This window comes from Xanthomonas arboricola, from assembly GCF_003353015.1.
GTDB lineage: Bacteria > Pseudomonadota > Gammaproteobacteria > Xanthomonadales > Xanthomonadaceae > Xanthomonas > Xanthomonas arboricola_E.
The window spans coordinates 354,341-377,511 of record NZ_QREM01000007.1 but is presented as its reverse complement, the minus strand read 5'-3'; the positions used below and the strand labels follow the sequence as shown (position 1 = coordinate 377,511).

25 protein-coding genes are annotated in these 23,171 nt (G+C 67.7%); 6 read left to right on the top strand and 19 right to left on the bottom strand.

Features of this window, described 5'->3' with window-relative positions; genetic code table 11:
• Positions 1-187: 187 nt before the first annotated feature.
• Together C0541_RS05035 and arfB are read right to left on the bottom strand one after the other, a co-directional pair.
• Positions 188-817, bottom strand: a complete 630-nt coding sequence (locus C0541_RS05035; RefSeq protein ID WP_115046323.1) for a lysophosphatidylcholine acyltransferase — start codon at positions 815-817, stop codon at positions 188-190.
• A gap of 2 nt (positions 818-819) precedes the next feature.
• Positions 820-1,251, bottom strand: a complete 432-nt coding sequence (arfB, locus tag C0541_RS05030) for an alternative ribosome rescue aminoacyl-tRNA hydrolase ArfB (protein WP_115046321.1) — start codon at positions 1,249-1,251, stop codon at positions 820-822.
• Between the two features lie 93 nt (positions 1,252-1,344).
• Here arfB and C0541_RS05025 point away from each other — a divergent pair, with 93 nt between their 5' ends.
• Positions 1,345-1,890: a DUF2059 domain-containing protein gene (locus C0541_RS05025; protein ID WP_115046319.1), complete on the top strand. Its 546-nt coding sequence runs from the start codon at positions 1,345-1,347 to the stop codon at positions 1,888-1,890.
• Positions 1,891-2,389: 499 nt separating this feature from the next.
• On the opposite strand, the gene C0541_RS05020 is transcribed toward C0541_RS05025, so the two are convergent.
• The 4 genes from C0541_RS05020 to C0541_RS05005 form a co-directional block, all read right to left on the bottom strand.
• Complete coding sequence (locus C0541_RS05020) at positions 2,390-3,211, bottom strand: pseudouridine synthase (protein WP_238601268.1); 822 nt, start codon at positions 3,209-3,211, stop codon at positions 2,390-2,392.
• Positions 3,212-3,271: 60 nt separating this feature from the next.
• Positions 3,272-3,859, bottom strand: coding sequence for an O-methyltransferase (locus C0541_RS05015; RefSeq protein ID WP_115046316.1), 588 nt, complete (start codon positions 3,857-3,859; stop codon positions 3,272-3,274).
• A 90-nt stretch (positions 3,860-3,949) separates the two neighbouring features.
• Positions 3,950-5,623: a ubiquinone biosynthesis regulatory protein kinase UbiB gene (gene ubiB, locus C0541_RS05010; protein WP_115046314.1), complete on the bottom strand. Its 1,674-nt coding sequence runs from the start codon at positions 5,621-5,623 to the stop codon at positions 3,950-3,952.
• Positions 5,620-6,264, bottom strand: coding sequence for a ubiquinone biosynthesis accessory factor UbiJ (locus C0541_RS05005; protein WP_115046312.1), 645 nt, complete (start codon positions 6,262-6,264; stop codon positions 5,620-5,622). Before C0541_RS05005 ends, ubiB begins: the two co-directional genes overlap by 4 nt.
• A 269-nt stretch (positions 6,265-6,533) precedes the next feature.
• Here C0541_RS05005 and ddlA point away from each other — a divergent pair, with 269 nt between their 5' ends.
• Positions 6,534-7,640 carry a D-alanine--D-alanine ligase gene (gene ddlA, locus C0541_RS05000; protein ID WP_115046309.1) on the top strand — a complete coding sequence of 369 codons (1,107 nt, stop codon included), beginning with the start codon at positions 6,534-6,536 and terminating at the stop codon, positions 7,638-7,640.
• A complete protein-coding gene (locus C0541_RS04995; RefSeq protein WP_115046307.1) occupies positions 7,637-8,119 on the top strand; it encodes a GNAT family N-acetyltransferase in 483 nt (160 codons plus the stop codon). The genes ddlA and C0541_RS04995 overlap by 4 nt, the downstream gene beginning before the upstream one ends.
• Positions 8,120-8,237: 118 nt before the next feature.
• Here the strand turns inward: C0541_RS04995 and C0541_RS04990 are convergent, their stop codons facing one another.
• From C0541_RS04990 to oleC, 3 genes are all read right to left on the bottom strand, one after another.
• On the bottom strand, positions 8,238-8,396 hold the full coding sequence (locus C0541_RS04990; protein WP_003468167.1) for a DUF1328 domain-containing protein: 159 nt from the start codon (positions 8,394-8,396) through the stop codon (positions 8,238-8,240).
• A gap of 64 nt (positions 8,397-8,460) precedes the next feature.
• Positions 8,461-9,471: a 2-alkyl-3-oxoalkanoate reductase gene (gene oleD / locus C0541_RS04985; protein ID WP_115046305.1), complete on the bottom strand. Its 1,011-nt coding sequence runs from the start codon at positions 9,469-9,471 to the stop codon at positions 8,461-8,463.
• Positions 9,472-9,561: 90 nt separating this feature from the next.
• Entirely contained in the window at positions 9,562-11,214 is a 1,653-nt protein-coding gene (gene oleC, locus C0541_RS04980; protein WP_115046302.1) for an olefin beta-lactone synthetase, read from the bottom strand.
• A 462-nt stretch (positions 11,215-11,676) separates the two neighbouring features.
• On the opposite strand from oleC, the gene C0541_RS04975 reads away from it, so the two are divergent.
• Positions 11,677-12,060 carry a YkgJ family cysteine cluster protein gene (locus tag C0541_RS04975; protein WP_024939040.1) on the top strand — a complete coding sequence of 128 codons (384 nt, stop codon included), beginning with the start codon at positions 11,677-11,679 and terminating at the stop codon, positions 12,058-12,060.
• 156 nt (positions 12,061-12,216) lie between these two features.
• Here the strand turns inward: C0541_RS04975 and C0541_RS04970 are convergent, their stop codons facing one another.
• From C0541_RS04970 to C0541_RS04955, 5 genes are all read right to left on the bottom strand, one after another.
• Positions 12,217-13,119: an alpha/beta fold hydrolase gene (locus C0541_RS04970; RefSeq protein WP_115046300.1), complete on the bottom strand. Its 903-nt coding sequence runs from the start codon at positions 13,117-13,119 to the stop codon at positions 12,217-12,219.
• Between the two features lie 124 nt (positions 13,120-13,243).
• Positions 13,244-13,678: a hypothetical protein gene (locus tag C0541_RS21650; protein WP_238601267.1), complete on the bottom strand. Its 435-nt coding sequence runs from the start codon at positions 13,676-13,678 to the stop codon at positions 13,244-13,246.
• Positions 13,599-13,997, bottom strand: a complete 399-nt coding sequence (locus C0541_RS21645) for a Fic/DOC family N-terminal domain-containing protein (RefSeq protein WP_238601266.1) — start codon at positions 13,995-13,997, stop codon at positions 13,599-13,601. The genes C0541_RS21650 and C0541_RS21645 overlap by 80 nt, the downstream gene beginning before the upstream one ends.
• Positions 13,998-14,112: 115 nt before the next feature.
• Positions 14,113-15,129: a 3-oxoacyl-ACP synthase III gene (locus C0541_RS04960; protein ID WP_016903994.1), complete on the bottom strand. Its 1,017-nt coding sequence runs from the start codon at positions 15,127-15,129 to the stop codon at positions 14,113-14,115.
• Positions 15,130-15,230: 101 nt separating this feature from the next.
• Entirely contained in the window at positions 15,231-15,551 is a 321-nt protein-coding gene (locus tag C0541_RS04955) for a DUF4156 domain-containing protein (RefSeq protein WP_104649618.1), read from the bottom strand.
• A gap of 397 nt (positions 15,552-15,948) precedes the next feature.
• Here C0541_RS04955 and C0541_RS04950 point away from each other — a divergent pair, with 397 nt between their 5' ends.
• On the top strand, positions 15,949-16,410 hold the full coding sequence (locus tag C0541_RS04950; protein ID WP_115046298.1) for a hypothetical protein: 462 nt from the start codon (positions 15,949-15,951) through the stop codon (positions 16,408-16,410).
• Between the two features lie 25 nt (positions 16,411-16,435).
• Complete coding sequence (locus tag C0541_RS04945; RefSeq protein WP_115046296.1) at positions 16,436-16,912, top strand: tRNA (cytidine(34)-2'-O)-methyltransferase; 477 nt, start codon at positions 16,436-16,438, stop codon at positions 16,910-16,912.
• Between the two features lie 168 nt (positions 16,913-17,080).
• Here the strand turns inward: C0541_RS04945 and C0541_RS04940 are convergent, their stop codons facing one another.
• From C0541_RS04940 to C0541_RS04920, 5 genes are all read right to left on the bottom strand, one after another.
• Positions 17,081-18,295: an MFS transporter gene (locus C0541_RS04940; protein WP_115046294.1), complete on the bottom strand. Its 1,215-nt coding sequence runs from the start codon at positions 18,293-18,295 to the stop codon at positions 17,081-17,083.
• 103 nt (positions 18,296-18,398) lie between these two features.
• Positions 18,399-19,013 (bottom strand): hypothetical protein, encoded by a 615-nt coding sequence (locus tag C0541_RS04935; protein ID WP_115046291.1) that lies wholly within the window; start codon positions 19,011-19,013, stop codon positions 18,399-18,401.
• 136 nt (positions 19,014-19,149) lie between these two features.
• Positions 19,150-19,947 (bottom strand): hypothetical protein, encoded by a 798-nt coding sequence (locus tag C0541_RS04930; protein WP_115046288.1) that lies wholly within the window; start codon positions 19,945-19,947, stop codon positions 19,150-19,152.
• A gap of 458 nt (positions 19,948-20,405) precedes the next feature.
• Positions 20,406-21,740 (bottom strand): sigma-54-dependent transcriptional regulator, encoded by a 1,335-nt coding sequence (locus C0541_RS04925; protein ID WP_115046284.1) that lies wholly within the window; start codon positions 21,738-21,740, stop codon positions 20,406-20,408.
• Entirely contained in the window at positions 21,725-23,167 is a 1,443-nt protein-coding gene (locus C0541_RS04920) for a sensor histidine kinase (RefSeq protein WP_115046281.1), read from the bottom strand. The genes C0541_RS04925 and C0541_RS04920 overlap by 16 nt, the downstream gene beginning before the upstream one ends.
• Positions 23,168-23,171 lie beyond the last annotated feature (4 nt).

Sequence of the window (23,171 nt, the reverse complement as noted above, 5' to 3'; positions counted from 1 at the left end):
ACGCCAGGCATGGATGCAGGCGACCGGGAGCGACAAAAACCCGCGCGGCGGCAGACGGAGGTGGTCCTGGCGATCGGTCATCGGCACTCGGGATCGGCACGCAAGGTCGCGCCTGCCAGCACCTGCACGCGCACGCCCCGCCCTTCGACACCGATGCGTAAGCGACCTGCCGACCGCAGCGGCCTGCTCACAACGTATCGCGATGCTTGCCGCGCCACGGCCGGTACCAGGTGCGGATGGCGGCGATATCGGCGGCCATGTCGGCGCCGGTCCAGAACGGCTCGCCGATGCCCACGGTCTTGCTGGGGTAGTCGAAATACACCGGCAGGATCGGCACCTTGGCATCGGCGGCGATCTTCCAGAAGCCGGCCTTCCAGTGCTCCACCCGCTTGCGGGTACCTTCGGGGGTGATCACGTACCACATCTGCTCGGAATTGCGGATCAGCCGCACCGCCTGGCCGATGGTGCCCTGGGGCGAGCTGCGGTCCAGCGGGATGCCGCCGAGTTTGCGCAGCAGCGGGCCCAGCGGCCACCAGAACAGCTGCGCCTTGCCCAGCACGCGCACATCGAAGCCCAGCGCGAACTTGGCCGCAAAGCCCAGGAAGCCGTCCCAGTTGGACGAATGCGGGGCGACGATCATCACCAGCTTGGGTTCGTCGGGCAGACGTCCGAGCAGGCGCCAGCCGGTCAGGCGCAGTGCCGTGCGCCCCAGCCAGCGGCCGAAGCGGCCGTGGGCACGGGGCATTCTGGGTGGAGAGGGCTGCAGCAGGATGTTGGCCTGTGTTACCGGTGGCAACGACGGGTCGGTGTGACTCACGCTTACTCCCAGTGGGACGCAGAGCGTCCACGCTTGATATGACTGCGCTCACGCTTGGCATCCAGCCGCCGTAGCTTGGCACCATGACTCGGTTTGGTGGCGACCCGGCGCTTGGGCACCGACAGGCAGGCACTGATGATCTCGGCCAGCCGCTCGCGCGCATCCTGGCGGTTGCGGTCCTGGGTGCGGAAGCGCTGCGCGTCGATCACCAGCACGCCCTCGGCGGTCATGCGCCGGTCGCGCCGCGACAGCAGGCGCGCACGCAACGGTTCGGGCAGCGACGGCGACCCGGCCACGTCGAAACGCAGCTCCACCGCGGTGGAGACCTTGTTGACGTTCTGCCCGCCCGCGCCGCTGGCGCGCACGAAGCGCTCGACGATCTCGCTGGGCGGGATCGTCAGGCTGGGGGTGATCTGGATCGGGTCGCTGGCCATTCGGACCGATTGTATCGGCACCGGCATGGACGCGCGCGCGAACGCCGGCTTCCCGTATGCTGCGGCCGGTTCTCCAACCTGCAGGATGCTCCGATGACCCCACCCCGTTCCGTTGCCGCCACCCGCGCCCTGGCGCGCCGCCTGATCGTGCTGGCCGCGCTGGCACTGGCCACGCCCGCCGCGTTTGCGCAGGCGCCCAGCGATGCCGACATCAACCGTCTGCTGGCCGCCTCGCGCGCGCAGACCATGCTGGACACGATGCTGCCGCAGATCGAAGCGATGCAGCAGCAGCAATTCGCCCAGCTCACCGCCCAGCGCCAGCTCGACGCCGACCAGCAGGCCCAGCTGCAGCGCATCCAGGAGCGTACCCGCCAGACCGTGCGCAAGGCGCTGTCGTGGTCGGAGCTGCGCCCGATGTACGTGGACATCTACAAGCGCTCGTTCTCGCGCGAGGACGTGCTGGCCATGGCCGAGTTCTACGAGAGCTCGGCCGGCCAGAGCCTGCTGGACAAGACCCCGGCGCTGACCCAGAACCTGATGGGCGCGATCCAGCAGAAGATGCTGCCGCTGTTTGCCGATTTGCAGAAGGATCTGGAGAAGATCGTCAACGAGCCGGCGGCGGCGGCGCAGAAGCGTTGAAGGGCAGGGAGTCGGGAGTCTGGATTGGGGAAGCGCAACGGCATGTTTGCTGCAGCGGTTGCGGATCCGGGGTGAGTGCGTTGCCGATTGACGCAGTGCCCCCGCTTTTGCGCTGACCAAAGCTGCCCCGCTTCCGTCGGGAGCGCTGTTGGCCTGAGGGCACAGTGGCGGGCCTGCCCCCATCCGCCCTTCGGGCACCTTCCCCCGCAAGCGGGGGAAGGAAGCAACTAGGGAGCAACTAGGGAGCAACTAGGGAGCAACTAGGAAGCGAGCGGGGAACGCGGGAGCGCAGGGAACGCAGGAAAGCTAAGGAAGGTAAGGAAGGTAAAAAAGGAAGGTAAGGAAGGCCAGGAAGGCCAGGAAGCCAGGAAGGCAAGCAGCGAGCGTCGCACCTGAGCCCCTCTCCCGCCTGCGGGAGAGGGGTTGGGGTGAGGGGACGCTTGCACAGCGTTCTTGCAGGCCGAGTGGACGTCCCGATCGCTGCACCAGGCACGCCCCATCACGCCGTCGGCGTGACTCCCAACCCCGCCATCTCCCACCCGAACAATGCGCAGGCTTTCGCAAACTCCACATCCAGCGGCGCAGTGACGCTGATGCGCCGCCCATCGGCCGGATGCGGAAAGCCCAGGCGCTCGGCGTGCAGCAGCATGCGGTGGATGCCGAGCATGCGGAAGCTGCGGTTGTGGCGGCCGTCGCCATGGCTGGTGTCGCCGATCATGTGGTGCGACAGATGCTTCATGTGTCGACGGATCTGCCGGAACCGCCCGGTCTGCGGCTGGCAGCGCAGCAATGCATAGCGCGAGGTGGCAAAGCCGGTGGACGGGATCTCCAGCTCGCCGGTGGCCAGGCGCTGGAAGTGGGTCACCGCCGGCTTCTTGACCGGCTTGCCGGGGCCGCCGTCCAGGTCGTGGTCGACGCTGAAGCGCTCCTCGGCCGGCCAGCCGCGGCACACCGTCAGATAGTCCTTCTCCACTTCACCGGCCATCAAGGCCTTGCCCAGCGCGCTGGCGGCGTCGCGATCGAACGCCAGCAGCAGGCAGCCGCTGGTGGCGCGGTCGAGCCGGTGCACCAGGAAGATCGGCCGGCCCAGCTGTTCGCGCAGGCGGTCGGCCAGGAAGTCGTCCTCCCCACGCGCCAGCTTGCTGTCGTGGACCATCAGGCCGGCGGGTTTGTCGACGACGGCCAGGACCGCGTCCTGGTGGAGAATCTGCAAGTGCTTGGGGGATGTGCTCACCGGCGGATTATCCGCGCCGTGGGCAGCGCATGCCACTGCGCCGCCGCGCCCCTGCGCGATTGACCGCCCCCGGCGCCGGCAGCGCATCTGGCGCGCGCCGGTCCCGCACCTTGAAGACGTGCGTCGTGGCAGGCCAGCGCTGCACGCTCAGGCACCGCCGCACACCGCCAGCAACTCGCCCTTGCCCACCGGCACCACGCTGCAGGTGACTGCCGGATCGTCCGCCAGCAGCGCGCTGAACGGTGCCAGTTCGTCGGCATGCGACAGCGCATTGTCGACCACCAGCAGGCCACCGCTGCGCAGCACGCGGCGCAGTGCCGGCCACCAGCGTACATACTCGCCGCGCGCCGAATCCAGGAAGACCAGATCGATGCTGGCGCTGGCGGCCTGGGCCAGCCACGCGCCGCCATCGCCGTGCACCAGCTCCACCGATGCCGCCAGGCCGCTGCGCGCCAGCGTGGCCTGCGCCAGGGCCACCTTGTCGGCCGCATGTTCCACCGTGGTGACATGCCCACCGATTGCGGCGACCGCTTCGGCCAGCCACAGCGTCGAATACCCGTTGGAGGTGCCGATCTCCAGAACGCGCCGCGCAGCGCTGGCACGCACCAGCACGGCCAGCAACTGCCCGGTGTCGGGCGTGATGTTGAGCATGCGCCGGTCGCGCGCCAGCTGCTGCGCATCGTTGTCGCTACCGAACCGTGCCAGCTCGTCCTTCAACGCCTGCAGATCGATCATCACCACCTCGCCGGGAACGGCTTCGTCATCGTGCTGCTGCAGGCACCGCCGCTACCCCGCCGGATGCAGCAGGCCACCTGCGGCGGTGCTTCAGCGCCGCAGCCAGGCGACCAGCAGGGCCACCGAGCCGGCCGCACCGCTGACCCAGCTCCACACCGGCACCGTGCCCAGGTACCAGCCATTCGGGTGCAGGCCGTACAGCACGGCGGCCACCACCAGCAGGCCGCTGCCGGTGATGGCAGTGACCACGCGCGTCTGCAGCTTGCGCAGGCTCAGGTCCAGCGCGCGCAACTCGGCCGAGCGGATGTCGAGCTGATGGCGGCCTTCCACCTGCTGCTTCAACCAGCTGTGCACCAGGCGCGGCATGTCCGGCGCATGCGTCATGATTTCCGGCAGCCGCTTGCGCAGCTCGCCGAGCACGCGGCGCGGGCTGTAGCGCTCGCGCAGGATGCGTTCGAGCACCGGCCGTGCCACGGCCCAGATATCCAGCCTGGGGTCGAGCTGGCGGCCCACGCCTTCGATGTTGAGCAAGGTTTTCTGCAGCAGGATCAGCTGCGGCTGCAGCGTCAGTTCGTAGCGCTGCGCGACGCGGAACAGCTTGATCAGCACCTGCGCCAGCGAAATCTCCGACAGCGGCCGGGTGAAGTAGGGCTCGCACACCGAGCGCGCGGCCGCTTCCAGTTCGTCGATGCGCACGTTGTCGGGCATCCAGCCCGCTTCCACGTGCAGCTCGGCCATGCGGCGGTAATCCTTGTGGAAGATCGCCATGAAGTTCTCGGCCAGGTAGTACTGATCTTCCTGCGAGAGCTGGCCCATGATGCCGAAATCCAGCGCGATGAAACGCGGATTGAGCCGGCGCTCCGGATCCGAATCGACCCAGATGTTGCCGGCGTGCGCATCGGCGTGGAAGAAGTTGTCGCGGAATACCTGCGTATAGAACACCCGCACGCCCTTGGCCGCCAGCGCCTTGCGGTCGATACCGGCCGCATCGAGCCTGGCGATGTCGTCGGACGGAATGCCGTACACGCGCTCCAGCGTGAGCGCACGCTCGGCGGTGTGCGACCAGATCACCTCCGGCACGTACAGATCGTCCGAGCCTTCCCAGAACCGGCGCAGCACGCTGGCGTTGGCGCCTTCGCGCTGCAGGTCCAGTTCGGCCGACAAGGTACCTTCGATCTCGGCCACCACCTCGCGCGGCCGGATCTTGTCCGCACGCGGGTGGGTGCGCTCGACCAGCGTGGCCAGCGACTGCAGCAAGGCGATATCGGCATCGATCTGGCGCTCGATGTCCGGGCGCAACACCTTGACCACCACTTCGCGGCGCACGCCATTGGCATCCGGCGGCAAGGTCGCCGCGTGCACCTGCGCGATCGAGGCCGAGGCCAGCGGCACGGTGTCGAAGGCGGCAAACGCAACGCTCACCGGCAGGCCCAGCGCGCGCTCGACGATCAGCCGCGCCGCTTCGCCATCGAAGGGCTTGACGCGGTCCTGCAGCAGGGTCAGTTCATCGGCCACGTCGGCCGGAATCAGGTCGCGCCGGGTCGACAGGATCTGCCCGAACTTGACGAAGATCGGCCCCAGTTCCTGCAATGCCAGCCGCAGCCGCGCGCCGCGCGATTGCGCGGCGATCTCGGCACTGGCGCGTGGCACGAACGGCTTGGCCAGGCGCAGCCAGCGCTCGGCCGGGGTGTCCTGCAGCAGGTCGTCCAGGCGATAGCGCAGGATCACCCGGCCGATGCGGCTGGCCCGCAGCAGCGCCTTCATGCCGCACCTCCGGCCGCGCGCAGGCGCGCCACGCGGACGGCCAGGCGTTCGACGTCGTCGCGCAGTTCGTCGACATCGTCGTGGAAGGCCTCCAGCTCGGCGCGCGGTACCACGTCGCGCGATTCCTCGGTCACGAATTCGGCCGCGCTCTGGGCCAGGTCCACCGCGCTTCGGCGCGCCTGCTGCAGCGCTGCACGCAGCGCATTGGCGATCTGCACGCCGAGGATCTGCCCGAACACCGCCACGAACGGCAACTGCCAATCCGGATCGAAGCGCCCGGCCAGTTGCTGCAGCTGGCGCGCCAGTTCGGCATCGCCGGAGACCTTGAGCCGCCCGGCCGGTGCGCCGCTGCGGCGCGCATTGGCCAGGAACGGCAGTTGGCCGAGCAAGCCGGCCAGGCTGCTGCGCACGGCCAGGTCCGGCTCCTGCGCCTGGTCCACCGGGCCGACCAGCAAGCGGCGCTCGTGCACGCGGATCTGCAGGGCCAGCGCGGGCGCCTCCAGCGTCAGTGCGATGCGTTGGCCTTCCAGCGGCAACAGGGCGTCGCGGGTATCGGGGTCCAGCGCCAGCGCGCGGTTGAGCGCAGCTTGCAGGGCCTGGCCGGCGAGCGGCTTGAGTGAGTTGAACAGGGATCCGGGCATGGGCGCATTCTACCGTCCCTGCATGTCGCTACTGCTTGATGGTGTGTGGCAGCTGCAGGCCGCAGACCAGGGTGACGTGCATGGCAGGGCGCCTCGGCGGCCAGGCCGCCGCACTTCCAGCCGCATCCCCACAATAGACAGACCTGGCGGTTGACCGTGCACCTGGCCCGGATCGCCGTACCGCATACGGCGGCGATGCAGGACTTCCGTCGGCGCGCCTGCCGCGGGCATGCTGGCGACCTCATCACACCAGGTGGCAGGAGCAGGCAATGCGCAAGATCCGGGTCGGTCTCATCTTCGGCGGCAAGTCGGCCGAGCACGAGGTCTCGCTGCAGTCGGCGCGCAACATCCTCGATGCGCTGGACCCGCAGCGCTTCGAGCCGGTGCTGATCGGCATCGACAAGCAGGGCCAGTGGCACGTCAACGACCCCGACAGTTTCCTGCTCGATGCCGACGACCCGGCGCGCATCGCCCTGCATCGCAGCGGTCGCGGCGTGGCGGTGCTGCCGGGCGCGCAGCAACAGCAATTGCGCCCGACCCAGCCGGAGCAGGCGCTGGCGCAGATCGATGTGGTGTTTCCGATCGTGCACGGCACGCTCGGCGAGGACGGCTCGTTGCAAGGGCTGCTGCGCATGGCCAACCTGGCCTTCGTCGGCTCCGGCGTACTCGGCTCGGCGCTGGCGATGGACAAGGACCTGGCCAAGCGCGTGCTGCGCGATGCCGGGCTTGAAGTGGCGCCGTTCGCCTGCTTCAACCGCCACACCGCCGCGCATGCCGACGTGGATGCATTGGTCGCGCAGTTGGGTTTGCCGTTGTTCGTCAAGCCGGCCAACCAGGGGTCGTCGGTCGGTGTCAGCCAGGTGCGCAGTGCCGACGCATTTGCCGACGCGCTCGCATTGGCGCTGGCATACGATCACAAGGTATTGGTGGAAGCGGCGATCGCCGGGCGCGAGATCGAATGCGCCGTGCTGGGCAACGCCAGCCCGCAGGCCAGCGTCTGCGGCGAAGTGGTGGTGCACGACGCGTTTTATTCCTACGAGACCAAGTACATCAGCGAACACGGTGCCGACATCGTGATCCCGGCCGACATCGATGCACAGACGCAGCAGCGCATCCAGCACATGGCGCTGCGGGCCTACCAGGCGCTGGACTGCGCCGGCATGGCGCGCGTGGACGTGTTCCTGTGCGCCGATGGCCGCATCGTGATCAACGAGGTCAACACATTGCCGGGCTTCACGCGGATCAGCATGTATCCCAAGCTCTGGCAGGCAAGCGGGCTGGACTACCGCAGCTTGATCACGCAGTTGATCGAGCTGGCGTTGCAGCGGCATGCAGACGATCAACTGCTGCGCAGCGCGCTCGGGCCACGCGCGTGAGCCGGGCCCATCTGCGCGCGGTGCAACCACACGACCACCGCGCACTGCTCGCGCTCAACAACGCGCATGCCACCGAGTTGTCGTTGCTGGATGCGAACGGACTGGCCGCATTGCTGCAACTTGCCTGGCACGCACGCATGGTCGCGCCGGCGGATGGCCTGCTGATCGCGCTGGATCAGAACGCCGCGTACGCCAATCCGAACTTCGCCTGGATGGCGCAACGCTTCGCACGCTTCGTCTACGTCGACCGCATCGTGATCGCCGCGCATGCGCAGGGCCGCGGGCTTGCCAGGCAGTTGTATGACGAACTCATCCATGCCGCACGTGCAGCGGCGCAGCCGCGGCTGGTTTGCGAGGTCAACCTGCTCCCACCCAATCCGGCATCGCTGGCACTGCATCTGCAGCTGGGCTTCCGGCCGATCGGCGATGCGTTGCTGGGCAACGGCAAGCACGTGCAGTATCTGGAAAAACCGCTTTGAAACAGATGCCGCTCGGCTGCGGGGCGTCCATAACGCACATGGCCCGCCTCCTTGCGGAAGCGGGCCATGTGAGCGTCAGCCGGCAGCGCCGCTGCCGTGACGTTTCGCAGCGCAGGCGTTATACCTTGCCGCGGCGGAACATCGAGATCACTGCCAGGATCAGGAACACCACGAACAGGATCCAGGCAATGTTGGTCGCCGCACCGGCGATACCGCTGAAGCCCAGCACGGCGGCGATGATGGCGATGACGAAGAAGATGATGGCGTAATGCAGCATGGCAAGGATTCCAGAAGTTGTCGTGCCGAATCGGCGCAGACGTATCCTGAACGCACGACGGTCTTTATCGAGTGATGGCAATGTCGTTGCAAGATGAGGATCGCAACCGTTGCAGCCCTTCTTCGATGCTGACCTGCGGCACATAGCCGAAATCACGACGTGCCGGTTCCATGCTGTACCAGTGCGGCGTACACAGCTGTTCCACCAGAAAACGCGTCAACGGCACTTCGCCAGGCAGACGCAACAGTGGCCACATGGTCTCGCAGATTGCACCGATCCTGTAGGCGGTCTTGAACGACAGCGAACGCGTCACTGCTGGTGCATCCACCGCGGCCAGCAGGCGATTGAGCAATTCGCGCATCGGCAAGGGCTCGCCGTTGGAGATGAAGTACGCCTTGCCCGCGCATGCGGCGCCGGCAGCGAGATGCGCGAACGCATCGAAATGCGCCTGCGCGGCGTTGTCGATGTAGGTGCTGTCCACCAGGTTGCTGCCGTCGCCGACCATGCGCAAGCGGCCGGCGCGCGCACGCGCGGCCAGGCGCGGCAACAGATGATTGTCGCCCGGCCCCCAGATCAGGCGCGGACGCAAGGCCACCGTCGCCAGTTGCGCATCGTTGGCCGCCAGCACTGCGCGCTCGGCGATCGCCTTGGTCGCCGCATACGCCGCGCGCAGATCCTCGCCATACGGCACTTCGTCGGCGCCCAGGCCTTCCACCGGATTGGTGGCGCGATGGGTCACGCTCGGTGTGGAGGTATAGATCAGGCGCGGCACACCGTTGGCCCGACACGCGTCGAGCACGTTCTGCGTGCCCACCACATTGGCCTGGTGATAGCTGTCGTAGCTGCCCCATGCACCGGCCTTGGCGGCGTTGTGGAAGACCGCATCGATACCGGCGAAGGCGTGCCGCACCGCTTGCGGGTCGGCCAGGTCGCCACGGATCTGGCCCACGCCCAGGGTCTGCAGCACCGGATAATCGCCGCGCTGGAAACTCACCACCTCATGCCCGCGCGCGCGCAGGCCGCGGCACAACGCCTGGCCAAGAAAGCCACCACCACCGGTTACCAGAATCCGCACGCATCACCTCCATTGCAAGGACGCACACGATAGCGGGCGCAGCCGCGATTGGCGATGCGGCGAGGTGCGGGCGCGAGACGCATCGACAGCTCAGTCACGTTGCTGCGCGGCCCAGATCGCCAGCGTTTCGCGGCCGATCTTGGCGTTGTGGCGGATGTCCACCGGAAATCCGGAATGGCGCAGGAAACGCGTGATTCCGGCCGTGTGCGGATGTGCAGCACCTAATGCGCGCAGTGCGGTTTCCACTTGCGCAAATGCCGATGCCGCCACGCCAGGCTGCAATTCCACGCACAGCACCGGCTGCTGCTGTCCGGGTGCGCCGACGCCGACCAGGGCAGTGCGCCGCACCTGCGGATGCACGTTGAAGACCGGCTCCACCTGCTCGGTGTAGAGCGGGCCGCTGGCGGTTTCCACGCGGTGGGTCTTGCGCCCGCAGAACCACAGGCGCCCTTCGGCATCGAAGTAGCCCACATCACCCATGCGATGCACGATGCGTTCGCTGCCGTCCGCAGTGCGCTCGCGGATCTTGGCAATCCGCGTGGCCGCGTCGCGGTTGAAGTAGGTGTCGGTGGTGGTGGGGCCGGCGACGGTGATCTCGCCCACCTCGCCCACCGCCAGCACGCGCGCGCCGCTCCATTCGGGAATGGCCGCATCGTCGATGGCGATGATGCGCACCTCGTTCGGCGGCACCACCTGCCCTACGCAGGTGCCGGCTCCGGCCTCGGTGGCCGCGCGGGTGGCGTCCAGCGTACGCCCTTCGATGGCTGCCACCGGCAGGCATTCGGTGGCGCCATACGGCGTCCAGAATTGCGCATCTGCCGGCAACAGCGCGCGGATCCTGGCCACCACATCCGGCGGCACCGGCGCGCCGGCCGAGGTGGCCAGGCGCACGTTGGGCAGGGGCTGTCCATGATCAGCCAATACGCGCATCAACGCCGGCGAACCGAACAACTGCGTCACGCCGAAGCGGTCGATCGCATCGTGCAGCTTGCGCGGATCGGCAGTGGCCGGACGGGTCGGGTCCATGTCCGGGATCACCGAGGTCAGCCCCAGTGCCGGATCGAACAGGGCAAATGGCGGGAACGTCGGCAGATCCACGCCGCCGGGCTGCATGCCGAAGGCATTGCGCAGCAACTCGATCTGTCCGACGAAATGCCGGTGTCGGTACACCACACCCTTGGGCACGCCGGTCGAGCCGCTGGTGAACAGGATGGCGGCCACATCGTCCGGCCCGGTATTGGCCAGCTGGCTGCCGGCGCCGGCACCATCGCGCTCCACGCGCGCCAGTGTCACCCCGCCCCAGCCGTAACGACCACCGACGCTGACGATCTGTTTGGCAGAGCGCGCCCACCGCAGCAGACGACGCGCCAGCTGCGCAAGCGGAATGCCGATAAATGCCTGCGGCTGCGCTTCGTCCAGGCACTGCTTGAGCGCGCGCTTGTCGATGCCCGGATCCACCAGCACCGGCACCGCGCCGGCCTTGAACAAGGCGAACATCAGCAGGAAGAACTCCGGCGACGGGCGCACCATCACCACCGCGCGCGCACCGCGTGCGATGCCGTGCAGCGCCAGGCCGGCAGCGATCGCATCGCTGCGCGCGTCCAGCTCGGCATAGCTCAAGGTCACATCGTAGGCGGCAAACCCATTGGCACCGCGGCGGCCCGGGCAACGGATGGCGATCTGCTCGGGGCGCGCGCGCGCGAGTTCCGGCAGGGTGGCGGCGATATTGCAAAGGATAGTCATTGCCGCATTATCACCCATCCGCCGACGGCACCGGCCGCGTGCATCCGGCGCACCATCGCAGATGCGCGCGACGCTCGGCGACGGCGCAACGATCGGCTTCCCTGCAAGGCAACCAGGCCTTGGCAACGCACGTGCGCGGTGATCACTGCCACCTCCCGCGCCTGCGGCCTTTTATTTTCAGGCGCATTGCGACGTGGTCGCGTGCCTGCGAAAAGCGCGCGTCGGCGATTCCCTCCTGTCTCTGGTGATCGTTCTACACGCGAACATTCTGGCAATGCCGACGCGACAGGCGGTCGTCAGCACCCGACAGGCCACCTGCTCGCCTCCAGCGCGCGCCGCTCTCCGGCGCGCACGCGCATGAATCACTAACCTGCTGCCGCGATGCGCCACTTGTATCGTGCCGTGGTTCGGTCAGAATGCCGCGCTCTCCACGTTGTTTTGCCGCGCAAGGCCCGGCATTCCATGGCACATCCCTGCCTTACCTGCGGCGCCTGCTGCGCCTACTTCCGCGTCAGTTTCCACTGGAGCGAAGCCGACCCCGCATTGGGCGGCAGGGTGCCGATCGAGCTGACCGATGCGCTGCGCACGCACGAGCGGGTCATGCGCGGCACGTCGCAATCGCAGCCGCGCTGCATCGCACTGGACGCGGACATCGGCCGCTACAGCCGCTGCAGCATCCATGATCGACGCCCCTCCTCCTGCGCCGCCGTGCCGGCCTCGCTGGAATTCGGCCAGCGCAGCGCGCAGTGCGACAAGTCGCGCCTGGCGCACGGCCTGCATGCGCTGACCGAGGCCGATTGGCTGGGCGTGGACGAGGCCCAACGCAATCCGTTGCCGCCGCTGTAACGGCCATCGCCGCGGGTGCGTGCACTTCTGTCTACGGCGCGCGGCACCGCACGCGACGCGGCCGATGCCCGGCATCGGCCTGGCCACTGACCCGCTCCAGCTCCCGCGCGTGCCCGCACCTACCTGCCGGGCGCCCGCGGCATCCTGGTAACCGGGTCAGAGCGGATTGCGCTCCAGGAATGCACGGATCGCCGGCACCAGCACCGCGTGCTTGTCTTCCAGCACGTAGTGATTGGCATCGTCGAACGCGGTGACTTCGGCGTTCGGCAATGCCTTGCGGAAGCCGGCCAGGAAGTGCTTGTCGAAACAGATATCGCGCAGGCCCCAGGCGATGAACGCCGGCCGGTCGGCGAACGTGGGCAAGGCCTGCGCCGAGCGCTCCAGCAGCGACCAGGCCTGGTCGGCCGGCGACAGCGGAATATCCTGCATGAAGCGAATGGTGGAGATGCGGTTGCGCCAATTGTCGTAGGGCGCCACATACGCACGGCGTACATCGGCCGGCATCCGCCGCGACACCCCGAACCAGGACGCACCGGAGGAAAACGCATTGAACGTGCGGATGAACCACTCGCCCGGGCCCCAATGCCGGCCCATCGCGATCTGCCACGGCATCGGCTTTTCCGGCGGCAACGGGAACGCAGCGGTATTGGTGATCACCAGCCGCTTGACCTGCGCATGATGCGACAACGCCCAGCCGAACCCGATCATGCCGCCCCAGTCGTGCACCGCCAGCGTGACCGGACCGGTGATGCCCAGATGCCGCAGCAGCATGTCCAGGTCGTCCACGCGCGACTGCAACGTGTAGTCGTAACGTGGCTGCGCGTCGGGCGCATCGTCCGGCTTGTCGGACAGCCCCATGCCGATATGGTCCGGCACGATGCAGCGGTAACGGTCCGACAGGCCGCTGACCAGATTCCGCCACAGGTAGCTCCACGACGGATTGCCGTGCAGCATCACGACCACCTCGCCATCGCGCGGACCTTCGTCCAGATACGACATCGCAATGCCGGGACGCACCTCAAGGCGCTGGGGAGTGAAGGGATAGCCGGGGTAGTTCATGGATCTCTCTATTTGCTTTGGACTGGGTGTGGCTGGCAAGTCGCCAGCGACATCGCCACGACAGTATCGAAAATACGCCAGGTGTCTCCGCATCGTCGGCAACGGACGTGCGCAAACGCATCGCTCACAGCGGCTGCGCTCCTTCGCTGAGGATGTCGAGATAGGCGTGATAGGCAAAAACACGGTGCCGCTGCTGGCCGGTGAGTTCGTTGACGATTTCCAGCTCCTGCAGAGTGCGTACCGCAGCACGGATGGTGGGCGCACTCAACGACAGGGCGGGCGCCACTTGCGGCACCGCCAACACCACGCGCCGCGCGAACTGCTCAAACACCAGGCCGACGTTACCTGCTCGCTGGCCCAAAGCGGCAATGCGGGCCCGATCACGTGCCAACAGTGCCAGCAGGCGCTGCGCGGTGTCGACGGCTTGTTGCGCGGTCTCTGCCACACCCTCCAGAAAGAAGCCCAGCCATCCTTCCCAGTCACCGTTGAGTCGCACCGCATTGAGGCGGTCGTAGTAATCGGCGCGACGGCGCTTGAAATACAGGCTCAGATTCGACATCGTCGACAGGCACGCCCGGTGCCGCATCCATCTCAAACAACAGCAGATCCGAGAGCGATGACTGGGTTCCTTCGATCTGGGACGACAGCAAGGCTTCCTTGCGGATGTACTGATAAAGAAACAGTTCCGGGTCGGGCAGCATCAGCGTGATGCCGTCCAGTCGCCCTAGTGCCTGGTCGGCGCGCTCTTTGCGCGCCACCAGTTCCGCCTGTGCGAAATCCAGCGCCGGCACTGGCGGCAACGGATCAGGGACGAACGCCTGGTAACGGCTCCCTGCGAGAGCGCCAGCAACATAGTGTCCGGTGATGCGCGGAGCCATCGTCTTTCCTTACAGACCGCTTTTGTTCCTGCAAGGAAACTTAGATACCACTTTTTTACTTAAGCAGCGATATTGCCCGGCGTGCAAGCGCATCGGCCGGGCACTATCACACGCATTACCAGACCACTTCCGCCATCGAGCAGTTCAGGCCGGAACCAATCCCCATCAGCGCGATGCGGTCGCCCTTCTTCAGGCGGCCGAGCTCCTTGAGCTTGCTCAGCACGATCGGCACCGAAGCCGGGCCAATGTTGCCGTGTTCGCCGAAAATGGTCATGACCTTGGCCGGGTCGATGCCGAACGACTTCACGAACGACGCGGTATGCGGGCGGCTGACCTGGTGGATGACGAACTGGTCCAGCTCGTCCACCGCCCAGCCCATCGCCTGCTTGGCGGCCAGGAAGGTCTTCTGCGCCAGCTTGATGCCTTCGATCAGCAGCAGGCGGGTGTCGGTGACCATGCGGTCCAGGTTGCCGCGGCACAGCTTGTTCCACTCGGTGGCCGAACGGGTCACGCCACCCTTGTAGCGCGGCGCGTCGGGCACCAGCTCGGTGCGCGCCATCACCATGGCGGCGGCACCGCAACCCAGGGTCAGCGCAGCGAGTTCATTGCGGAACTCTTCTTCGGTGACGTCGGGCGAGGTCATGCGCTCGAGGGTCTTCTCGTACACCAGGTTGGCGGTTTCGCCATCGACGACCAGCGCATAGTCGATCTCGCCGCGCTCGAGCATGCGGGCGGCGATGTCCATGCCGTTGATGAAGGCGAGGCAGGCGTTGGCCACGTCAAAGGTGACGCAGTGGTCGCCAACCCCGAGGTTGCCGGACACGATGGACGCCGTGGACGGCTCCAGGTAGTCGCGGCTGACCGAGGTGTTGACCAGCAGGCCGATCTTCTCGATGCCGATGCCGGCGTCGAGCAGGGCCTTGCGCGCAGCCTGGGTGGCGGCGTCCGAGGCCTGGACATCCTGGTCCCACAAGCGCCGTGCGTGGATACCGGCAACGTCGCCCAACACGTCGGTCCGGATCCCGAGACGGTCGTAGGTCGGTTGCAGGCGCTCGTTGATTTCCTTGGAAGTCAGCGTGTGCGGCGCATCAATATGCGCCAGTCCCGCGATGGAGACATTCTGGAAGAGCATCGAAGTAGCGCCATGGCGTCAGGCGAGGGGGCGCTAGTCTATCCGCTGGCTGGTTTTACCGCATCTTTACAATTGCGACGGCCGCCTCCCAGCCCAACGGTTCAGCGCGGCGGGCAGCGGAACGCGTTGAAACGCTGGCTGCCGTCGGCCGGCTGACCCTGCGCCTGGACCGTGTTGGCATTGGCGCCCGGCGCCTCGTTGCGTGCCAGCGTTTCCAGCTCTTCCTGCACCCGCAACGGGTTGCGGTTGTAGAAGCCGACCTTGCTCTTGACCGACACCACCACCTCGCCCTGCTGCTGACAGCCAGCGGGCACAGGGCCTGCGGGCAGCACCTGCACGTTTTTGCCGCTTTGTTCGATGGGCACCCAGGTGCAGGCCGCGGTGGTGGCGGCAACCAGAACAGACAGCATCAGCACGCGCATAAGTCTTGGACCCCTGTGGACGAAGCCGGATTGTGCCGCAGTTGCCGGCCGGCGATCGGGCTGCGCCGCATGGCCGCACGCCGCTCGTTCAGCGCACTGAACGTCGCCCCGATCGTCGGGTTTTCTCGATTCCAGCGATGTCCGGCACCCGCACACACGTCCGGGTGTCCGGACGCGGACACCGCCTGGTCGCATAAATCCCTTGCAAAACAATCATCTGCCATTGGCACATTGCTTGCTCCATGTCATGGGCAAGCAACGGACCCAGGTGTCTCGATGACTGAAAATGACTGCAAGCTGAATGAATAAAGCCGCACCACGAAAGTCGTTGCACTTGCCTAACTGGTGTACTACATTACTACCACACCACTGATCACCCACACCAAGAGACCTCGCCATGAACACCCAGACCCTGCGCATCGCCCTCTCCGCCGCCCTGTTTGCCGGCACTTCCCTGGCCGGTTTCGCCCAGGCCGCCAGCCTGACCACGCTGGACACCGTGCAAGTGCGTCCGTCTGCCGACCAGATCGCCCGGCAGACGCTGGAGCGCAACAGCGCCATCCGCACCCTGGCCGCGGTCCAGGTGCGTCCGTCCGCCGATCAGCTGGCCGCCTTGGCCGCCGAACTGGCCGGCCCGCGCGTCGTCACCCTCGCTGCGGTGCAGGTACGTCCGTCGGCCGACCAGCGCGCCGAGCGGGTGACCCGCAGCACCGCTGCCACCGCGCAGGGCACCTCCGGCCAGGCTGCCGCTGCCATCGGCGCGCTGATGGGCCAGGTCATCGTCAACCTGCCGGTGCCGCAGCTGCAGCCGGCGCCGGTCGAACTGGAAGCGCTGGTCAACGCCGCCATCAGCCTTTGAGCACCCGCGCAGCTACACTGCGCGCATGTCAGCCCCCGTCCTCGATGTCATCCTGTTCCAGCCGGAAATTCCGCCCAACACGGGCAATGTGATTCGCCTGTGCGCCAACACCGGCGCGCGCCTGCACCTGATCGAGCCGCTCGGCTTCGACCTCAGCGACAAGCAGCTCAAACGCGCCGGCCTGGACTATCACGAATACGCCACCCTGCAGGTGCATGCCGACCTGCCCACCGCCCTGGCCGCGATCGCGCCCAAGCGCGTGTTTGCACTGAGTACGCGCAGCACCGTGCGTTACGACACACCGCAGTTTGCCGATGGCGATGCCTTCCTGTTCGGCACGGAAACCCGCGGCCTGCCCGCCGACGTGCTGGAGTCGATCCCGCCGCAGCACCGGCTGCGCCTGCCGATGCGCCCGGACAACCGCAGCCTCAATCTGTCCAACACCGTTGCGGTGATGGTGTTCGAAGCCTGGCGCCAGTGGGACTTCAGCGGCGGCCGATAGCCGCGGCGATGCCGACGCCAGGCAGACGGGGAAATCCGTCCGCCCGCTGCCGACGCGCTGCATGCCGCATACGTCGGTCCAGCGTCCAGCGCATGCTCCACGCGCATGACCGCCCCGGGCGTTGCGGTTTGCTTGCCGCTGCGGTGCCCGTGCCAACGCCTCACTGCATCACCCGGCATCGGTTGCTGCCTGCAGCATGCCGCGGCAGCCCGCCCACAACGCCACCGCCAGCACGGCGATGCCGCCCAGCGCCAGAAACGCGATGCGATAGCCGAAGGCATGCGCCAGCCAGCCACCCAAGGCCGGGCTCAGCGCCGCACCCACGCCCTGCACCGTCATCACCGCGCCCTGGCCGACATTGACGCGCCCGGTGCCCTGCAGCAATCGCGCCACCAGCGCAGGCACCACCACGGCCTGCAGGCCGGCGCCGAGTCCGTCGAGGATCTGCACCGGAAACACGCCCCAGCCCTGGATCAGCGACGCCGCCACCAGCGCACGCAGCGGCAAGGCCATGAAGGCCACCAGCAGCACCCACCAATGCCCATGCACGCGGATCCAGCGCATCGCCAGCAACGCCACCACCACCATCGTGGCCTGCGCGACCACGATGGTGGTGGCCGTCAGCGCATTCGCATCGCCCGCATGCGCAGCTACGACGGCCATGCCGTAGAGCGGCAACATCGCCGCATTGCCCAGGTGGAACAACCCCAGGGTAATGGCCAGCAGCGCCAATGGCCGGCAGGTCAACAACACCCGCCAGCCGCTGAGGCTGTCCGCGCCATCGGCGTGGCCCAGGCCGCGCGCGGCGCGGTGGTCGATGGCCGCAGACGGAATCAGCAGCACCGCCGCGATCGCCAGCACGCCGAAGGCGGCGGTGAGCACGAACACCGCCGCAAATCCGAACCGCCACCCCAGCCAGCCGGCCAGCACTGCGGCCAGCATGTTGCCGGCGTGGTTGGCGACCTGATTGCGCGCCAGTTGATGATCGAACCCGCGCGCGTGCACCAGGCCCAGGGTGATGCCGGTGAGCGCCGGGCCAATACCGGCTGCCGCCAACGCCGAGACGATCTGCGCGGTGACCACGCCGGAGGACGTCGGGTGCAGCCAGATCAGCGCCGTGGCCAGCAGGATCGCCACGCAGCCGACCACCACCACCGCGCGCTTGCGCCGGGTGCTATCGACCAGTGCACCGGCCGGGGTGGTGGCAAGCATGCCGGCGATGCCGCCCACGCTCATCACCGTGCCGATCGCCGCCACCGACCAGCCCCTGGATTGCAGGAACACGCTGAGAAACGGCCCCAGCCCGTCCTGCACATCGGCTACGCTGAAATGCAGCGCCTCCAGAGCGCGGCTGCCACGGGGACGCGGTGTGCTCATGCGCATCGGCGCTCTCCATGAAACGATGAAAGGCGACTGCGCGCGCCGGGCAGCTTCGGCAACCGATGCCGATCGCATCGCGCCAACGCGGCAGTCGCATTGGATGCTGCTAGTGCTTCGGCTTCGGCTTGTGCGCACCCGGGCCATGCGGATGCTCGATCTGCTTCAGCGACGCAGCCTTGCTGCCCAGCGCATGGGCGTGGACAAGCACGCCGTGCGGGGTCGTCCTGGTATCGCCTTCGGCCACCAGTGTCTTGCCGACCACCAGCTGCTTGGCGAAGTCCGCACCGGCGTGCGGCGGAAACCGCACCGTGACTTCGTCGTCGAGCAACACGCCATGCACCTGGCCGTGCGGGCCGTGCAGCAGGCGCGCGATGGTGCCGCTGTGCTGGCCGAGTTGCGGCTTGGGCGGCTTGCCGGCAGGCGGTTTGGGCTTGGGCTTGGCGTGCGGCCCGTGCGGGCCGTCATCGACGATGCGCTTGCCGCCGTCCGGATCGATCGCCAGGGCCACCAGCATGTCCACATCGCGCGGCTTGAGGCCACGCACGCTCAAGGTGCTGCCGGGCTTGAGCGCCTTGAGCAAGGCGGCGGACAGATGCGGCGGCGTGTGTACTTCAGTGCCGTCGGTCAGCAGCAGGCCGTCGATGTCGGCCTTGGGGTTGAGCAGAAAGCGCGCCAGCGTGCCGCGGGTTTCGGGGAGGAAATCAGGATCGACCCAATGCATGAAAGAACTCCAGAGAAGGAAGGACCGGCCACTGCCGGCAAGCCGCGCCCGCCGCCACGCATGACACGTGGCGGAACGCGCATAAAGGGAAGTGCAACGCAGATGCGTGCCACCGCGTGGGCGGCGACGCGCTGGATCAACGCGGCGCCGGAGCCGGCGCTGGCGGTGCGGCCGGCGGGACAGGCGGTGCCGGGGGTGCGGGCGGCACCGGGCCATCCGGGCGCGGCGGGCTGAACAACGCGCGCTGCGAGGCGCGATCGCGGCCCAGTTGGGTGGCTTCGATGGCGCGGCCGTTGGCGGTGGCCACCCCGAATCCGCTCACGCTCAAGGGCGCACCGGCCCGCAGCAGATCGCCGAACTGCAGTGCCAGATGCGGCGGCATCCGCACCAGCGTGCCATCGCTGAGCAATGCGCCATTGGTCTCGCCACCCGGGCCGTAAACCAGCCGCTCGATGCGGCCTTCCGCCTGCAACGGCGTCAACGCAGCAGGTGCCGGCGGCGGCGGCGGCATGGCGGCGGTTGGCGGGCGATCGACCACCTCACGCCCACCGCGATTGGAACGGATGCTGCTGGCGCGCAGCACCGGCAGGCTGCCCAGGCGATAGCCCTGCACGCTCACCGTATCGCCACGGCGCACCGCGGCCTGCAACTGTGCGGACAGATGCGGCGCAAACGCCACCTGGGTGCCATCGCGCAACCACAGGCCATCGACCTCGCCGTTGGGATTGAGCATGAAACGCTCGACCGTGCCGGTGATGCGCACCGGCGTAGCAGCCAACGGCGCAGGCGGTGCGGGCGGCAGCGGCGGAGCCGGCGGTGGCGTGCCGACCGGCGCACGCGGTGCCGCCGCTGCCGCAGGCGGTGTCGGGGTCTGGGCAGCGGCGGTCGCCACGCTGCAGGCCAGTGCGAAAGCAAGTGCGGTCTGACGAATCATGCGATGTCTCCAACGCGGCAGGGATGCCGCTCGCCCTGGAGATAAAGCAGCAATCGTGCCAACGTCGAGCCCGTTGTTTTACAAGGGGTTAGCAAGTGCACGTGCGCGGGCAGGCGTCCGTGTTTCATACACCGCTGTCCGCTTTGCAGACACATTGTGGCCTGTGGTGTGTGTCGACCTGCACGGCGAGAACATGCGGACACGCCCAACGGCGGCGTGCGCGTGCGGATGTCCGGGCTGGACTCCGACCGTGCGGTGCTGCGCTTTCGGCGGCACCGTTTGCTGGCGGAGTGCCGTTGGCCAATGCCGTGAGCGGCAGCGGCGGCGGCATGCAGTCAGCCAAAGGTGCGTGCGACACAAGTGCGCGTGCTGCTGTAAGTGCGCGTGCTGCTGTGCGCTTCCTGCGTCATGCCTGAAGCGTCAGCCTGCACGCATCGGGTTCGCTCCGATCGCCACCATTACTGCAGGCCGTACTCATCGAGCTTGCGGTACAGCAGCTGGCGATGGATGCCGAGCCGGCGCGCGGCTTCGGCGCGGTTGCCGCTGCTGTGCGCCAGTGCGTCCTGGATCATCTGCTTCTCCAGCCGCGCCACTGCCTCTGGCAAGGTGCCTTCCGGTGGCACTGCAGTCGTGGGCTGCTCGGCATCGTACGCGAGCGCGTCGTCCAGATCCGCGGCAACGATGCTGTGGCCGCGCACCAGCAGCTGGCTGCGTTGCATGACGTTACGCAGCTCGCGCACGTTACCGGGCCACGGGTAGGCCAGCAGCCGCGCTTGCGCATCCGCCGACAACGCACGCGCCGCACCTTCGCCGCTGCGCAGAAAATACTGCGCAAGCAGCACGATGTCCTGCCCGCGTTCGCGCAGCGGCGGTAGTTCGATCGGCACCACATTCAGGCGATAACGCAGGTCGCTGCGGAACTGCCCTGCCGCCACCCATGCGGCCAGATCGCGGTGCGTGGCCGCCAGCACGCGCACATCCACCTTCTGCGCGCCGCGCCCGCCCAGCGGCGTCACCTCGCCTTCCTGCAGGAAGCGCAACAACTTGGCCTGCATCGGCAACGGCATGTCGCCGATCTCGTCCAGAAACAAGGTGCCGCCATCGGCTTCGCGAATCAGGCCGATGCGGTCGCTGGTCGCCCCGGAAAACGCGCCCTTGCGATGGCCGAACAATTCGCTCTCCATCAACTCCAACGGAATCGCCGCGCAATTGACCGCAACGAATGCCGCCGCCGCGCGCGCACTGGCGCGATGCAGGGCGCGCGCGACCAGTTCCTTGCCGGTACCGGTTTCGCCGGTGATCAACACCGGCAGATCAGAAGCCGCCGCCAGCCCGATGCGTTTGTGCACGTTGCGCATGGCCGGGCTGTGGCCGACCAGGCCATCGTCGTCGTCGCTTGGTGGGATCGCCTCGGCATCGGCATCGGCGCGACCTGCCAATGCACGCTCCACCACCTCGACGATATCGGCACGCCCCACCGGCTTGACCAGATGATCGAATGCACCCAGCGTCATCGCCTCGATGGTGTTGCCGCTGGACGCGTACGCGGTGAGCATCACCAGCGGCACCTGGCGCGCGCGCGGATCGTCCGCACGCGCACGCAGCACCTGGATCCCGTCCATCCCGGGCATGCGGAAGTCCACGAACGCCAGCGCGATGCCGCCCTCGCGCAGGCGCATCAATCCATCGGCGCCGTTATCGACCGCGATCACCGTATGGCCGAGCGAGCGCAGCGTTGCCTGCAAGGTGGCCAGAAACGCCGCGTCGTCGTCGATGATCAGGATGCGCGCCATGGCAGCTCCAGGATGAAATGGGTCATGCCGTCGGCATGTGCATAACGCACCTGCCCGCCATGTGCGCGGGCGATCTCGCGCACCAGCGCAAGCCCCAGGCCATTGCCGTCGCTGCGGCCGCTGACGAACGGCTCGAACAGCTGCGCCGCGATGGTCTCGGCGATGGCCTCGCCACGATTGCTCACCTGCAGCTGCAGCAACCTATCGCTGGCGCTGGCCTCCAGTGTCACCGTGCTGCCGGCATCGGCGTGCTGCAGCGCGTTGCGCAGCAGGTTGAGCACGGCGCGCCCGAGCTGCTGTGGGTCGAACGTCCACTGCAGCGGCGTGTCCGGGGCACGCAACCGGGGCGCAGGCGCGCCTGGTGGGCGCAAGGCCGGATCGAGCAAGGTCGCCAGCCAGTCCTGCACGACCACCGTTTCCAGCTGCAGGCGGATCGGCTGCACCATGCCGAGCAGGCTTTCGACCACCCCGTCCAGGCGACGGATCTGCCCCAGCATCAGCTCGCCGTGTGCGGCATCGTCCGGCGTGCCCTGGCGCATGGCGATGGCGTTCTCCACCGCCAGGCGCATCGTGGCGATGGGGTTGCGAATCTCGTGTGCCACCGTGGCAGTCAGGCGCCCGAGCGCGGCCAGCCGCTCGTGCCGTGCCAGCTCCTCGGCCAGCCGCCGCGCCTGCGCCAGGGCCTGCGCATTGCGCTGTGCGTAATCGCTCACCGCAGCGCCCAGCCGGTCCAGTTCGGGGGCACCGGTGACCGGAATCTGCGGAAGTTCGGTATCGGCGGCCAGCGCCTGCTGGATGCGCTGCAGGCGCTGGCTCCAGCGCCGCACCACCACGCCCAGCGCGATCGCCGACACCGCCACCATGGCGAAGATCAGCAGCATGCCGATCACCAATGGCCGCCAGGCATCGGAGGTGCTCGCCGGCACCCGCGACATGGTCCATGCCGCCGTGCCGGCGGCCAGCGGGCAGGCACTGATCAACACCACTTCGCGGCTGCCATCGCGACGGAACTCCACGGCCTTGTTGCCCACCGCACTCTGCCGTGCAGTACTGACGATCGTGGTCCACTCGGCAGCCGGGATATCGGTCTTGTGATCGCTGCCGTCGTAGGTGGGATAGGCGTAGGCAACGAATCCCTTGTCGAGATTCCACACCCCGCCCTCCACGCCGGGTGCGTCGGCCAGCACCAGCTGCACCACCACCGCAGCCAGCCCGGCGCCGTTGTCGCCGCTGCGCGCCGCCTCGCTGGCGCCGGCGTAACGCTGCACGATGCGCGTGCACTGCGCCGCCAGCTGCTGGCGCGCCTCGTCCAGGCGCACGCCTTCGGTCTGTCGGTACAGGCCATACAGCATCGTGGCCACGCCCACGCAGGCAGCCAGGATCACCACCCAGATCAGCAGCAACTGGCGCAACAACGAACGAGGCATGCGA

Excerpts from the sequence above, each read along its gene's own strand:
- C0541_RS04975 (WP_024939040.1), top strand. The coding sequence starts at position 11,677 with ATGGCACATCCCTGCCTTACCTGCGGCGCCTGCTGCGCCTACTTCCGC.
- C0541_RS05025 (WP_115046319.1), top strand. The coding sequence starts at position 1,345 with ATGACCCCACCCCGTTCCGTTGCCGCCACCCGCGCCCTGGCGCGCCGC.
- C0541_RS04955 (WP_104649618.1), bottom strand. The coding sequence starts at position 15,551 with ATGCGCGTGCTGATGCTGTCTGTTCTGGTTGCCGCCACCACCGCGGCC.
- C0541_RS04945 (WP_115046296.1), top strand. The coding sequence starts at position 16,436 with ATGTCAGCCCCCGTCCTCGATGTCATCCTGTTCCAGCCGGAAATTCCG.
- C0541_RS04990 (WP_003468167.1), bottom strand. The coding sequence starts at position 8,396 with ATGCTGCATTACGCCATCATCTTCTTCGTCATCGCCATCATCGCCGCC.
- C0541_RS04970 (WP_115046300.1), bottom strand. The coding sequence starts at position 13,119 with ATGAACTACCCCGGCTATCCCTTCACTCCCCAGCGCCTTGAGGTGCGT.
- C0541_RS05005 (WP_115046312.1), bottom strand. The coding sequence starts at position 6,264 with ATGCCCGGATCCCTGTTCAACTCACTCAAGCCGCTCGCCGGCCAGGCC.
- C0541_RS04950 (WP_115046298.1), top strand. The coding sequence starts at position 15,949 with ATGAACACCCAGACCCTGCGCATCGCCCTCTCCGCCGCCCTGTTTGCC.
- C0541_RS04930 (WP_115046288.1), bottom strand. The coding sequence starts at position 19,947 with ATGATTCGTCAGACCGCACTTGCTTTCGCACTGGCCTGCAGCGTGGCG.
- ddlA (WP_115046309.1), top strand. The coding sequence starts at position 6,534 with ATGCGCAAGATCCGGGTCGGTCTCATCTTCGGCGGCAAGTCGGCCGAG.
- C0541_RS04940 (WP_115046294.1), bottom strand. The coding sequence starts at position 18,295 with ATGCGCATGAGCACACCGCGTCCCCGTGGCAGCCGCGCTCTGGAGGCG.
- ubiB (WP_115046314.1), bottom strand. The coding sequence starts at position 5,623 with ATGAAGGCGCTGCTGCGGGCCAGCCGCATCGGCCGGGTGATCCTGCGC.
- C0541_RS05015 (WP_115046316.1), bottom strand. The coding sequence starts at position 3,859 with ATGATCGATCTGCAGGCGTTGAAGGACGAGCTGGCACGGTTCGGTAGC.
- C0541_RS04925 (WP_115046284.1), bottom strand. The coding sequence starts at position 21,740 with ATGGCGCGCATCCTGATCATCGACGACGACGCGGCGTTTCTGGCCACC.
- C0541_RS04920 (WP_115046281.1), bottom strand. The coding sequence starts at position 23,167 with ATGCCTCGTTCGTTGTTGCGCCAGTTGCTGCTGATCTGGGTGGTGATC.
- C0541_RS05020 (WP_238601268.1), bottom strand. The coding sequence starts at position 3,211 with ATGCGCTGCCGGCGCCGGGGGCGGTCAATCGCGCAGGGGCGCGGCGGC.
- arfB (WP_115046321.1), bottom strand. The coding sequence starts at position 1,251 with ATGGCCAGCGACCCGATCCAGATCACCCCCAGCCTGACGATCCCGCCC.
- C0541_RS04935 (WP_115046291.1), bottom strand. The coding sequence starts at position 19,013 with ATGCATTGGGTCGATCCTGATTTCCTCCCCGAAACCCGCGGCACGCTG.
- C0541_RS21645 (WP_238601266.1), bottom strand. The coding sequence starts at position 13,997 with ATGGCTCCGCGCATCACCGGACACTATGTTGCTGGCGCTCTCGCAGGG.
- oleC (WP_115046302.1), bottom strand. The coding sequence starts at position 11,214 with ATGACTATCCTTTGCAATATCGCCGCCACCCTGCCGGAACTCGCGCGC.
- C0541_RS04960 (WP_016903994.1), bottom strand. The coding sequence starts at position 15,129 with ATGCTCTTCCAGAATGTCTCCATCGCGGGACTGGCGCATATTGATGCG.
- C0541_RS21650 (WP_238601267.1), bottom strand. The coding sequence starts at position 13,678 with ATGTCGAATCTGAGCCTGTATTTCAAGCGCCGTCGCGCCGATTACTAC.